We start from the raw sequence: 11,937 nt of genomic DNA on the forward strand, positions 1-11,937 counted from the left end.
AAATTAATCCATGAGAATAATACCAGCAATAGATATTATAGAAGGGAAGTGTGTACGTTTGACTAAAGGCGATTACAGTACGACTAAAATCTATAGTGAAAATCCGTTAGAAATCGCTAAGCAATTTGAAGATGCAGGAATTGAATACTTGCATATGGTTGACTTAGAAGGTGCAAAAGCAGCGCACGTAGTAAACTATAAAGTCTTAGAGCAAGTCGCTTCTAAAACTAATCTAAAAATCGATTTTGGAGGTGGTTTAAAGTCGGATAACGATATTATTACAGCATTTAACTCTGGAGCAAAACAAATTACAGGTGGAAGTATAGCTGTAAAAAACAGGGCTACTTTTGAGAGTTGGATTAGTAAATACGGAACACAGAAAATTATTCTTGGTGCTGATTGTAATAACGAAAAAATTGCAATAAGTGGTTGGTTAGAAGAAAGTAGTTTGGAGGTGATTCCATTTATTAAGGATTACCAAAAACAGGGCATACAATATGTAATTTGTACAGATATTTCTAAAGATGGTATGTTAGAAGGGCCTTCTTTGGAGTTGTATAAAAATATAATAGAACAATGTAGCAATGATAGTTCTGGCCAGTCGGTTAAATTAATTGCATCAGGAGGTGTTACAACTATCGAAGATTTAGAAAAGCTTGCAGATATTGGATGTGAAGGTGTGATTATCGGAAAAGCTTTATATGAAAACAGAATTACTTTAAAAGAATTAGAACGTTTTTTATAAGGTCATTTATAGTGATGTTGCTACATAAATAATTATAATATTGAGGCCATACTGAGCGCAGTCGAAGTATCCATAAATTGCAAGATTGTATTTTAATATAGCTGAAATCACAAATAGGAGTATTATTGTACATAGAGATATTGATTAAAAAAAAATAAAACAAAAACAACTAGTGAGATTTACTATTAATAATGAGTAATAGATAAATTTGAGTAGTTATCAACCTAAATTTTAAATTAAAAAGATGAAAAAAATTATCCCTTTTCTACTGTTAATAATTACAGTAGTAACATCATGTAAGAAAGATGATAGCATTGATAATGAAGATCAAGAATCAGGTTCCGTAGAGGGCGTTCTTATTACTGCAACAGAAACTTGTTTATATAGTGATTTTGATATTCAAGAAAATACGTCTGTCGTTATCAATTGTTTATTAGATTTAGAGGGACAAACAATTACTGTCCCGGCGGGTGTCACTTTTAGTTTCGAAGGTGGTAATATTTTTAATGGTACATTAAATTTTGAAGGTTCAGGAACAATAGCAGGAGAATTGTTAAATTCTGATTTAACTGTAGAAGGAAATGTAGACTTAGTAGATGAAGATTTTGTTTTTTACCCCTTCAGATGGGGAATCGTAGAAGTTGAAGGCGAAAATAATCCTGAGCCATCTTCGCAAGTGGATGCTTATAATAATTATCAAATTATCAAAAACACTTTGAATACCGTCCATGATATGGGAGCTTCTGTGTTTACTATTGGTAAGCTTAATGCTTTTTTTGATTGTCATAATGGAGAGGATAATGCGGCAGCAGCTTTTAATGCGGTGCTATTTTTACCGTCATCTAATTTTCATTTAAAAATGGCTGACAATACGTACATAAGAGCTTTACCTGTGAATAGTATTTTAAGTTCTAAACTTGTTAAAATATATCAATCTACTAATGTTAACGTTTCTGGAGGTCATTTAATTGGAGATAGATTAAGACATGGACCAACAGTGGGTGGTAGTCATGTGCTACAGATTACTGGAGCAGAAAATACAGTTATAGATAATGTAAGTGTTAGTTTTGCTGGAGATAGTGGAATAGTAATCCAAAGTTATTCTTTTCAACAAAACAGCGACTATATACCAAGTCAAAATGTGATAGTAAAGAACTGTACAATGGATTCTAATGCAAAAAATAATCTTCAGGTCACAGATGGAATGGATGTTATTATTGAAGATTGTTATTCTTATAGAGCAGGTATTGATGTTGAAACACCTTTTGGAACATCAGAAGGAAGAGCTCCAAAAATTGGGATATTAACTGAAACACAGGTAATGCAAGTAGTAACAGGGGTTATTATTAGAAATAATTTTGTCGAAGATAGCTACTCAAGTTCTAATCATGATATTTTAACGGTTGGTTCTACTGATATTGAAATTTCGGGTAACACAGCAGAGAACAGTATTGGATGGAGTACGTCACTTAATGTAAGGGTTACAAATAATACTTCAGGTAAAATTTATGGAGGTTTTTTAGGATTTAATGGTATTGATAATATTGTGTCAGGTAATACAGTGACTAACCCAGATGGTGTAGGTATCTTTTTAACTGATCAAAATGTAGAAGTCTATGATAATAATCTTATCAATTGTAAGGTTGGGATTCAATTGGCTTCTTTATTGAATGCCGAAGTTTATGATAATAACTTCGAAAGTAACATCGAAAACTCTGTTGGTATATTGGGACAAACGTATTTAGATAATGTAAATGTTTATGATAATGATTTTGCCTTAGAAGACGGAAAACCTTTAAATATACTGGCTATAAATACAGAACCTGAACATGAGGATTATCAATTTGTTTTTATGAATAATATAATAAATGCATCTAGAAGTGGAATAATATCAGGGTCTTCTAATATAACTATTATGGGTAATGAGTTTAACGGTGCTGGTTTAGGGCTATCGGGAACTAGTAATACGATGGTGAAAAATAATATATTAATAAATTCCAGTAATGGAGTTACTTTTGGTGCTGGTAATTCGACAGATGTAGAAATTACAGGTAATACATTTGAGGGAACTAATGATGGGACTTTATCTACAGCTGTAACGTTATCAGGATCAAATATTATTTTTAATGATAACATAGTTAAGGCTGTTGGAAATAATAATACAGGAATTTCTGTTACAGAAGGGGCGTATATATCTATGGAAAATAATACGGTTAATAACGAGTCTACTTTCCGATCTCCTTTACATTTTTTAGGAAATAATTCTACAATCATAAATAATACTTTTATAAATAGTAATGGTTTAGAAGGTTTTTTTGATGGTGGCGTAAATAATGTTTTTTCGGGAAATAATTAATAAAGAAGTATCATGATGAAAGACCAAGCCATTTTTTATAAAAAAGGATGGTCTGATTATCGTAAATATCAAACGTATAACTATGCTTACAAAACGAATCATACCATGCTTAGACATTAAAGACGGAAGAACCGTTAAAGGTGTCAATTTTGTAAACCTACGTGATGCCGGTGATCCTGTAGAGTTAGCTAAGCAATACGCATTAAAAGGTGCAGACGAATTAGTGTTTTTGGATATTTCAGCAACATTAGAAGGTCGAAAAACCATGATTGATATGGTTTTAAAAGTGGCCGAACATGTTAATATTCCGTTTACAGTTGGAGGTGGTATTTCTTCAATAGCAGATGTTGATGTGTTATTAAAATCTGGTGCTGATAAAGTGTCTATCAACTCTTCAGCAGTTAAAAGACCTGAATTAGTTAACGAATTGGCCAATAAATTTGGGAGTCAGTGTGTTGTGGTTGCTATTGATGCTAAACAAATAGATGGCGAATGGATGGTGCATTTAGCTGGAGGAAGTATTCCAACAGAATTGAATTTATTTGATTGGGCAAAAGAAGTTGAAAGTAGAGGCGCAGGAGAAATTTTGTTTACGTCTATGAATAACGATGGTACAAAAGCAGGGTTTGCAAATGAAGCCTTAGCAAAGTTATCGGAAACATTAAATATTCCGATAATAGCTTCGGGAGGCGCGGGAACAGTACAACATTTTATAGATACGTTTAAAGACGGAAAATCGGACGCTGCTTTGGCTGCAAGTGTCTTTCATTTTGGTGAAATAGCAATACAAGATTTAAAAGAAGAACTACGAGAAAATAATATAGAAGTTAGATTGTAACATGTCATATTAATTCACTCGAACTGACGACACACTAATTATAGCAACGTCATTCTGAACTTGTTTCAGTATTACATAAAATAAAGAAGAATAGATTGGTTTGTATTACAAGAAACCAATAAAAACAAAACATTACGTCACTTCGAGTGATTTGTGAAGCATGAGCAAATTGTATCGAGAAGCACAACAAAATAAGTTCTCGATACAAAATTGCAGAAAAAGCAATTTCACTCGAACTGACGATATAGAAATAATCGCAACGTCATACTGAACTTGTTTCAGTATCACATAAAGTAAAGCATAAAAGAGTAGTTTGCTCTAAATTAAACAGAGCAAAGAAAACATTACGTCACTTCGAGTGATTTGTGAAGCATGAGCAAATTGTATCGAGAAGCACAACAAAATAAGTTTTCGATACAAAATAGCAAAAAAAGCAATGTCACTCGAACTGACGACATAGAAATAATACAACGTCAAGCTGAACTAGTTTCAGTATCGCATAATTAAGAAAACAGTACTAAGTAAATAAAAACACTTAGCAATTCCAATAAACAACAAGATGACAATAGATTTCAATAAAAACAACGACGGTTTAGTGCCAGTAGTAATCCAAGATGCCACAACAAAAAACGTGTTGATGTTGGGTTACATGAACGAAGAAGCATTCAATAAAACTAAAGCCACTAAATTAGTAACCTTTTTTAGTCGTACTAAAAACCGCTTATGGACTAAAGGTGAAGAAAGTGGTAATGTCTTAAACCTAGTAGATATAAAACTAGATTGTGATAACGACACGTTATTAATTCAAGTTAACCCTAAAGGACCAACATGTCACAAAGGCTCTGATACGTGTTGGAACGATACCAATTCTGAGAACTTCGGTTTTATTTCAAAATTAGAAAACACTATTGAAAGTAGAGTAGCAGCCGGAAATACAGAGAAATCTTATGTCGCGTCGTTATTTGCTTCAGGAATTAATAAAGTAGCACAAAAAGTAGGTGAGGAAGCGGTAGAAGTTGTTATTGAAGCAATGGATAACAAAGACGACTTGTTTTTAAGCGAAAGTGCAGATTTACTGTTTCATTATTTAATGTTATTACAAGCTAAAGGGTTTAAGCTTAATGATGTAGTAGACGTATTGAAAAGTAGAGAGAAATAATAAAGTCTTTTTTATGTTTTTAAACGTATTTTAGTTAATACTAAAATTCCAATTAAAAATTAAAAACCACATGTCTTACAAAAACCATCTTTTAGCATTAGGTTTATTGTTGTCATTATCGTCTTGTTTTGACGACTTGGATGACGCGACCGAAGCTACTGTTATTACACCATTAAGTCCTACGGATTCAAATAATCCTAATCCGTTTTCGGGAGTTATGGCGCCGATTGAAATAATGCCATACGCCTCTATTTCTACAAATCGTTATTGTATCGATTTACAAGTTTGGGATATACCAAATGATAGAAGAGAGCCCGTTAAAACAACAGATAATATTCAGGCCGCCATTGATTGGGCTGTAGCCGAAGGATATGGTGAGATTTGTTTACCAGCAGGACATTATTTAATAGGAAAATATGGGAATGATATTTATCAAGCGGGTTTAGTGCTTGAAAGTAATACGGCCTTTTTATTAGATCAAAATGCAGTTATTGAAATGGCACCTAATGATAAGTGGAACTATTGTGCTATTGCAGTTAGAGGGAAATCTAATGTTGTTATTTCTGGAGGAACATTACTTGGAGACAGAGATGGTCACGAGTATACACCGCGAACAAGTGATGGTGCTACAGCACACGACGAAGGGCATTTAATTTGTATTGAAGGCGAAAGTGAGTTTGTAACCGTCGAAAATGTAACGTTAGGTAAAGCTAACGGTGATGGTGTTTTGATGGTGGGTAGTCCAAATGGCTCGGCAGAACAATTACTTAGAGCTATTGAAATTAGAAGAAATAATTTTTCTGACAATAGAAGACAAGGGATTTCTTTAGTAGGGAGTTCTGAAGTGTTGATAGAAAATAACGAAATACACCATACAAATGGGGTTTCTCCGCAATTTGGAATCGATTTAGAAGGTGCTGGTCGTTTAAATGAAAATGTGACGATCAGAACAAATTATTTCCATAATAATAGAGGAGGGGATATTGTAAATACAGATGGTAAAAATATACTTGTGGAAGACAATATATTATTGCAAGGGGACGATAGCCAGTATATTGATGGCCCTATTGTGTATTGGAAAAATGCAGATTGGACCATAAGAAACAATAGTATAACAATGCGCACAGTTTCGGTTAACAATTGGAATGGTATTATTATGTATTCTAATGATAATCCTAAAACCAATCCAGCAACCACTTTTATTTATAACAATACATTAAACAATTGTGGAATGTATATGTATAAAGGTGCAGATTTAGAAATTACAGATAACTTTATGGATAATGGTCATTTAGCATTTAAAGAGATGACAAACCTTACTTTAGAAAATAATGCAGTAGATCATCCAAGTGAGTGTTGGGCGTATCGCTTTTTAGAAGTTAGTGGAAGTGCAACAGGTAATACTTATAATGGAGCACCTTTTGATATTCCTTTACAGGAAAATACACCTTGGGATGGCTGTTGGATAAATTAAGCAGATAGTAGAGGAAGTTATATTGGTGTTTTATTAATAATGTAATGCGATAACCTCGGGTAATAGAAGAATAGAAAATAATAGTCAGTCATAGACCATACTAAACTAACAATACGTTGGTTTCTAAAGTAGTGTTTATGACTGATTTTTTTTGCTTTGTATTTTTAAAAGTTGTAAAAATTGAAAACATTAAGATAACCAGCCTCTGTTATTAGCTGATTTAGCTAACAATACCAAAGCAAATCCAATAATAACAACTAAAGCTGTCATTGTATTTGCCATTTTTAATACAAAGGTTAAATAGCTCATTTGTGCCACAGCAGCAATTAAAGAGGCTAATAGCAAGGTAATGGCCCACTTTTTTTTCATGACTAAAGCTAAGCTTCCTAAAGTACCTGCAAAAACAGCAATAGCAAAAGCACCGGTGTACCAAGTAGGCAGATTAGCAAACAGCTGTTGATCGGCTTCAGGTAATTGGGCTATAAGTTCCTCGCTCATATACGCTTGACTGATATAAGCCATAATGCCAATGATATTCCAAATTAAAGCAAGAATACCTACGACGATAAACCAGATAGGTGATTTTTGAATTGCAGAATCAGTCATTATTATAGTATTAGTAAGTTAAAATCGTTTCAAGGTATAAAATTTTTGCGAGACGCTTAGTAAAACTGTATTTTCGGCATTCATAATTTATCATGCAAAAAAAGTTTTTCTACGTTATTACTATTCAATATTTAGGGTATAGATTTCACGGTTGGCAAAAGCAACCTAATTTGAAAACATTACATTTAATGATTGACAGGACGTTAAATTTTATTTTAGAAAAAAAGAAATTTAAAACGCTAACCTCAGGTCGTACAGATGCTATGGTTAGTGCGGAGAGTGCTGCTTTCGAGTTGTTTTTGGAAGAACCTATTGACGATTTTGATGCTTTTATGGCAATTTTTAATACTAACTTACCTCAAGATCTTCGGGCGTTAACGATTAGAGAAGTCGATAATAAGTTTAATATCATTCAGCATTCAAAAGTAAAAGAATACTTATATGTGTTTGCTTTTGGAGATAAATTTCACCCGTTTTGTGCACCAATATTAACGACTATTTTAGATCCTTTAGATGTTGAGTTGATGAAACAAGGAGCTAAGCTGTTTGAAGGGGAGCATTATTTAAAGAAGTATTGCTACAAACCAACAGATAACGGAATTTACAATCGTACTATTTTAAAATGCGAAATAGTGGAAAATACGATATATACGGCGAGTTTCTTTCCAGAGAAGAGTTACATACTACGTGTAAAGGGAAAAGGGTTTATGCGTAATCAAATCCGTTTAATGATGGGCGCCTTAATCCATTTAGGACAAGGAAAGCGTACTTTAGAAGATATTGAAGCGAGTTTAAAACCAGATTTTACAGGAGAAGTTTATTACGTGGCTCCAGCATCTGGATTGATTTTGAAAAACATTGAGTTTGAGTAAATCAATCAATAATTAGTCTTTTCACTTCATTTTAACACCATTTTAATAAGAAAACACCCTTTTTTGAGGTGTTTATTGAAATTCTATAACATTCTTAAAAAATCATATAACATGTCAGCTTGATTAGTGTTGCATCTTTGTACCAGAGATATTAATAACACTAAAAAACAGAAAAACATGAATTATTTGAATATGCAAGATGAAAAAGTACTACCTGTAGTTGTAGAGTTAAACACATTATTATCCGATTACAATTTATACTACCAAAAATTAAGAACGTTCCATTGGAATATATTAGGTAAAAACTTTTTTGATTTACACGAAAAGTTTGAAGCCATGTATAATGAGGCTAAATTAAAAGTCGATGAAATTGCAGAACGCATCTTAACCTTAAGACATCATCCTGTAAGTAAATTTAGCGACTATTTAAAAATATCGTCATTATCGGAAGCATCTAGTATGATTACTGATCAAGAAATGATTGACGAGTTGCTAAATGACCACAAAACAATGTTGTCACAAATGAAGCAAGTGCTTACTAAAGCAGAAGACGCAGAAGATGAAGGGACGATCGATTTAATCGGTGCTTATATTAGAGAATTAGAAAAATCAAGTTGGATGCTTAATGCTTGGTCAAAAAACACATCTGATCAATTAAAAGAAGTTGTTACTAGTAGTTAATTAAGGTTTAATACTTAAAAATATTAAAACAAGAATTAATTAAAAAAACATCTTATGAAATCTCAATTATCAGAAGCCTATAATTTATTAGTAGAAAAATTAGGCGCTTGGCTTAATGCCATAGTATCTAATATTCCAAACTTAATTTTAGCTATTGTTGTATTATTTACGGCTTATTTTATTGCTAAGTACGTTAAAAAGTATGTCACCAAATTAGTTGCTAGAAAAGTACAACAAAATTCAATTACTAGAATGATAGGAACACTATCGTCTGTAGTTGTAGTATTGGCGGGTCTTTTTTTAGCCTTAGGAATACTTAACTTAAGTAAAACATTAACTTCTTTATTAGCAGGAGCAGGGGTTGCTGGTTTAGCAATAGGTTTAGCCTTACAAGGCACGTTATCTAACACATTTGCTGGTATAGTATTATCGTTTAGAAAAAAAATACAAATCGGACATTGGGTAGAAACTAATGGGTATTCTGGAGAAATCATAGATATTAATCTTAAGGACTTTACAATTAAGGAGGCTGATAATAACATGGTAATCATCCCAAATAAGATGATTTTAGATAATCCATTAAAAAATTACACACTAACCACTAAGATGAGAGTCTTTTTAGAATGTGGTGTGGGCTACGAATCCGATTTGGATCATGTAGAACAGTTAACTAAACAAACTATTTGCAACACATTTGAGCAAATTGAAAAACCAGAAGATGTAGAGTTTTATTACACGGAATATGGTGGAAGCTCAATCAACTACTTATGTAGGTTCTGGATTGATGCAGAGAATGCATTAGAGAAAATGAAATCAAAAAGTAAAGCTATTATTGAAATTAAAAAAGCTTACGATAAAGAAAATATAAATATACCCTTCCCGATTAGGACGCTACAATTTGACAATAAGTTAGCTTTTGAAGCGCCTCAGGAAGCAGAGAATCAATTCTCGAACAATTAAAAGCATCGTGTTTTTAGTTGAATTAATAACCATTTAAAACCAAAAAAATATGTTACGTTGGACAATCACATTTATCATAATCGCAATCATCGCCGGAGTCTTAGGGTTTGGTGGAATAGCAGGAGCATCTGCAGGAATTGCTAAAATTTTATTCTTTGTATTTATAGTACTATTTGTACTTACATTACTTAAAAAAGGAGTAAAGTCATAAATTAAGTAAACAACCTAATCAGTTAAATAATCATTTTTTTAAGCAAAAATAAGTTGGCTGATTAGTGTTGTTAAGCTTAATCATTAAAATAAAAAACAACCTTAAAAACCAAAACACATGAAAAAGTTAGCACATACCTTTATTATATTATTCTCATTATCTATGCTATTAACAGGATGTAGAGAAGAGAAATCTACCGGAGAAAAAGTAGAAGACGCAGTAGAAAATGCAGCAGATGAAGTTGAAGATGCAGTAGATTAATAATAAAACCGCTTTGAAAAAGAAAAAGATAATTTAACATGATCCAAAACGTGTTGGATTAATAGCAACAAAAGTCCTAATTAAATTTAGGACTTTTGTATTTTTATGCAATAACTATATTTTATGAGTATTACAGTAGCTTTAGATTTCCTTAAAAAATTAGAAAAAAACAATAATAGAGAGTGGTTTGCCGATAATAAACCAGAATATGATAAGGCTTTAAAGTCTGTCAAAGCATTGTTTAATACGGTTTATAGTAATATACAAGCGCATGATGAATTTGAGAAATTAAAAGTTTTTAGGATTTATAGAGATGTTAGATTCTCTAAAAATAAGCAACCGTATAAAAATAATTTTGGTGCTGCATTCCACAGAGTAAAACCGAGATTAAGAGGTGGATATTATATGCAAATCCAACCTGGCAATAATTTTATAGCTACAGGCTTTTGGAGTCCTGAAAAAGAAGATTTGTTAAGAATCAGAAAAGAGTTTGAAATGGACGATCAAGAGATTAGAAGTATCATTAATGACCATCCATTACAATCTGTATGGGGACCTTTAGAAGGCGAGGAGCTTAAAACGGCGCCTAGAGATTTTGATAAAACCCATCCTGCAATCGATTTGATTAAAAAGAAACAATTCATCTTTACAAAACAGTATACTGATGCAGAAGTTATCGCAGAAGGGTTTGCTCAAAAAGTGAGTGACGATTTTAAGACCATCAGACCATTCTTTGATTATATGAGTGATGTACTAACCACAGACCTAAATGGTGTGTCTTTAATTAAAGATTAAACCACGTCGGTTATTGTGTATTTAGTACCATTAAATTCAAACGTATCTCCTGTAGATTTTTGCTGTAATAATTGACCTATAGGGGATTGTAGGGATATGGCGTAGTAAACCTGATCTGCAATGTCAATTTTCCCAACGCTTATAGACATAAAAAACTGCAAACTATCTGTTTTAACAAGACTTCCTAAGGCAGCTGTAGTCGTTAATAAATTAGCTCTAACTTGTTTTAAATACTCTTGAGTTTTACGGGCGTCGTTAAGAAAGTCCATGTTTTTTTCAAGATCATTTAAAAGTTTGCCATTTCCGGAATCGTCTCCTTCAGAACCTCCTTTGTCGTTACTTTCAATCGACTCTTTTATAAGTTCAATTTCATTGGTGTAATCCGTTATGCGCTGAGCAACATGTTGATTACAAATTTGCAAAAGTTGTTGTTTAATTGTCATTGTTTAGCCTATGAAGCTTCTATTGTTTTTGGTGTTTCGAATAATTGAATATTGCTTTGTAAACGTTGTTTGACAATGGTCATCATACGCTTATTTAAAGCGGGCGAATGTAGTCTATAATTTTCATATTCTAATACAGTAAATTGACCAATTATCACACCTTTTAAATTATTTCTAAACTTAATGTCTTTTTGGGTCGCATTTTCGATATAACCTAAACGTTTCTCGATAGTTAATTGATAGAAAACATTCTTATGTTTTGTTATATAATTGCTAAAAATGGCGAGTAATAAATCGTTTTGAAGTTTAATTATAGGTCGCAATGTTTCATTTTGAAACCGTTCTTCAGCACTCATGTCTGGTCTAATAATTATACTTTCTATAATGGGTCTAATCGCTAACAGTTGTGTGTCTCTTCCAGTCATAATAATTAAGTTTTATTAAAAATATCAATAATAAATACCAATAGTAGTATAGTAAAATATACTTTTTAACGGTGTTGTTAACAATCAAGATATTGTATTTTTACATAAAGT

The 11,937-nt window shown here is 32.3% G+C and carries 14 protein-coding genes; 11 read left to right on the forward strand and 3 right to left on the reverse strand.

The features are described from left to right. The first annotated feature begins 10 nt into the window (after nucleotides 1-10). The 5 genes from hisA (at nucleotide 11) to E9099_RS15985 (ending at nucleotide 6,572) form a co-directional block, all read left to right on the forward strand. Nucleotides 11-745, forward strand: coding sequence for a 1-(5-phosphoribosyl)-5-[(5-phosphoribosylamino)methylideneamino]imidazole-4-carboxamide isomerase (hisA, locus tag E9099_RS15965; protein ID WP_136584524.1), 735 nt, complete (start codon nucleotides 11-13; stop codon nucleotides 743-745). Between the two features lie 244 nt (nucleotides 746-989). Continuing rightward, nucleotides 990-3,101 (forward strand): NosD domain-containing protein, encoded by a 2,112-nt coding sequence (locus E9099_RS15970; protein ID WP_136584525.1) that lies wholly within the window; start codon nucleotides 990-992, stop codon nucleotides 3,099-3,101. An 82-nt stretch (nucleotides 3,102-3,183) separates the two neighbouring features. Beyond that, nucleotides 3,184-3,939 carry an imidazole glycerol phosphate synthase subunit HisF gene (gene hisF, locus E9099_RS15975; protein WP_136584526.1) on the forward strand — a complete coding sequence of 252 codons (756 nt, stop codon included), beginning with the start codon at nucleotides 3,184-3,186 and terminating at the stop codon, nucleotides 3,937-3,939. 559 nt (nucleotides 3,940-4,498) lie between these two features. Then, nucleotides 4,499-5,098 (forward strand): bifunctional phosphoribosyl-AMP cyclohydrolase/phosphoribosyl-ATP diphosphatase HisIE, encoded by a 600-nt coding sequence (gene hisIE / locus E9099_RS15980; RefSeq protein WP_136584527.1) that lies wholly within the window; start codon nucleotides 4,499-4,501, stop codon nucleotides 5,096-5,098. A 70-nt stretch (nucleotides 5,099-5,168) separates the two neighbouring features. After that, complete coding sequence (locus tag E9099_RS15985; RefSeq protein WP_136584528.1) at nucleotides 5,169-6,572, forward strand: right-handed parallel beta-helix repeat-containing protein; 1,404 nt, start codon at nucleotides 5,169-5,171, stop codon at nucleotides 6,570-6,572. A gap of 189 nt (nucleotides 6,573-6,761) precedes the next feature. Here E9099_RS15985 and E9099_RS15990 read toward each other — a convergent pair whose 3' ends face one another. After that, nucleotides 6,762-7,178, reverse strand: coding sequence for a hypothetical protein (locus E9099_RS15990; RefSeq protein ID WP_136584529.1), 417 nt, complete (start codon nucleotides 7,176-7,178; stop codon nucleotides 6,762-6,764). 92 nt (nucleotides 7,179-7,270) lie between these two features. Here E9099_RS15990 and E9099_RS15995 point away from each other — a divergent pair, with 92 nt between their 5' ends. The 6 genes from E9099_RS15995 to E9099_RS16015 all read left to right on the forward strand — a co-directional run bounded on the left by E9099_RS15995 (nucleotide 7,271) and on the right by E9099_RS16015 (nucleotide 10,958). After that, nucleotides 7,271-8,050: a tRNA pseudouridine synthase A gene (locus tag E9099_RS15995; protein ID WP_136584530.1), complete on the forward strand. Its 780-nt coding sequence runs from the start codon at nucleotides 7,271-7,273 to the stop codon at nucleotides 8,048-8,050. Nucleotides 8,051-8,227: 177 nt separating this feature from the next. Next, on the forward strand, nucleotides 8,228-8,731 hold the full coding sequence (locus E9099_RS16000; protein WP_101018708.1) for a Dps family protein: 504 nt from the start codon (nucleotides 8,228-8,230) through the stop codon (nucleotides 8,729-8,731). A gap of 54 nt (nucleotides 8,732-8,785) precedes the next feature. After that, nucleotides 8,786-9,691 carry a mechanosensitive ion channel family protein gene (locus E9099_RS16005; RefSeq protein ID WP_136584531.1) on the forward strand — a complete coding sequence of 302 codons (906 nt, stop codon included), beginning with the start codon at nucleotides 8,786-8,788 and terminating at the stop codon, nucleotides 9,689-9,691. A 49-nt stretch (nucleotides 9,692-9,740) separates the two neighbouring features. Continuing rightward, nucleotides 9,741-9,902, forward strand: a complete 162-nt coding sequence (locus E9099_RS16010; protein WP_101018706.1) for a DUF1328 domain-containing protein — start codon at nucleotides 9,741-9,743, stop codon at nucleotides 9,900-9,902. A 117-nt stretch (nucleotides 9,903-10,019) separates the two neighbouring features. After that, a complete protein-coding gene (locus E9099_RS19295) occupies nucleotides 10,020-10,163 on the forward strand; it encodes a hypothetical protein (RefSeq protein WP_168800768.1) in 144 nt (47 codons plus the stop codon). Between the two features lie 123 nt (nucleotides 10,164-10,286). After that, complete coding sequence (locus tag E9099_RS16015) at nucleotides 10,287-10,958, forward strand: DUF2461 domain-containing protein (protein ID WP_136584532.1); 672 nt, start codon at nucleotides 10,287-10,289, stop codon at nucleotides 10,956-10,958. Here E9099_RS16015 and E9099_RS16020 read toward each other — a convergent pair. Both E9099_RS16020 and E9099_RS16025 read right to left on the reverse strand, forming a co-directional pair. Further along, nucleotides 10,955-11,401 (reverse strand): hypothetical protein, encoded by a 447-nt coding sequence (locus E9099_RS16020; RefSeq protein WP_136584533.1) that lies wholly within the window; start codon nucleotides 11,399-11,401, stop codon nucleotides 10,955-10,957. The two genes, E9099_RS16015 and E9099_RS16020, sit on opposite strands and share 4 nt — an antisense overlap. An 8-nt stretch (nucleotides 11,402-11,409) precedes the next feature. Beyond that, on the reverse strand, nucleotides 11,410-11,826 hold the full coding sequence (locus E9099_RS16025; RefSeq protein ID WP_136584534.1) for a glyoxalase: 417 nt from the start codon (nucleotides 11,824-11,826) through the stop codon (nucleotides 11,410-11,412). Nucleotides 11,827-11,937 lie beyond the last annotated feature (111 nt).

Source organism: Psychroserpens sp. NJDZ02, from assembly GCF_004843725.1.
Taxonomy (GTDB): domain Bacteria; phylum Bacteroidota; class Bacteroidia; order Flavobacteriales; family Flavobacteriaceae; genus Olleya.

What these genes read in the sequence shown, in the direction of transcription:
- E9099_RS15990 (WP_136584529.1), bottom strand. Translation starts at nt 7,178, where the DNA reads ATGACTGATTCTGCAATTCAAAAATCACCTATCTGGTTTATCGTCGTA.
- E9099_RS16010 (WP_101018706.1), top strand. Translation starts at nt 9,741, where the DNA reads ATGTTACGTTGGACAATCACATTTATCATAATCGCAATCATCGCCGGA.
- E9099_RS16025 (WP_136584534.1), bottom strand. Translation starts at nt 11,826, where the DNA reads ATGACTGGAAGAGACACACAACTGTTAGCGATTAGACCCATTATAGAA.
- hisF (WP_136584526.1), top strand. Translation starts at nt 3,184, where the DNA reads ATGCTTACAAAACGAATCATACCATGCTTAGACATTAAAGACGGAAGA.
- E9099_RS16020 (WP_136584533.1), bottom strand. Translation starts at nt 11,401, where the DNA reads ATGACAATTAAACAACAACTTTTGCAAATTTGTAATCAACATGTTGCT.
- E9099_RS15970 (WP_136584525.1), top strand. Translation starts at nt 990, where the DNA reads ATGAAAAAAATTATCCCTTTTCTACTGTTAATAATTACAGTAGTAACA.
- E9099_RS16000 (WP_101018708.1), top strand. Translation starts at nt 8,228, where the DNA reads ATGAATTATTTGAATATGCAAGATGAAAAAGTACTACCTGTAGTTGTA.
- E9099_RS15995 (WP_136584530.1), top strand. Translation starts at nt 7,271, where the DNA reads ATGCAAAAAAAGTTTTTCTACGTTATTACTATTCAATATTTAGGGTAT.
- E9099_RS15985 (WP_136584528.1), top strand. Translation starts at nt 5,169, where the DNA reads ATGTCTTACAAAAACCATCTTTTAGCATTAGGTTTATTGTTGTCATTA.
- hisA (WP_136584524.1), top strand. Translation starts at nt 11, where the DNA reads ATGAGAATAATACCAGCAATAGATATTATAGAAGGGAAGTGTGTACGT.
- E9099_RS16005 (WP_136584531.1), top strand. Translation starts at nt 8,786, where the DNA reads ATGAAATCTCAATTATCAGAAGCCTATAATTTATTAGTAGAAAAATTA.
- hisIE (WP_136584527.1), top strand. Translation starts at nt 4,499, where the DNA reads ATGACAATAGATTTCAATAAAAACAACGACGGTTTAGTGCCAGTAGTA.
- E9099_RS19295 (WP_168800768.1), top strand. Translation starts at nt 10,020, where the DNA reads ATGAAAAAGTTAGCACATACCTTTATTATATTATTCTCATTATCTATG.
- E9099_RS16015 (WP_136584532.1), top strand. Translation starts at nt 10,287, where the DNA reads ATGAGTATTACAGTAGCTTTAGATTTCCTTAAAAAATTAGAAAAAAAC.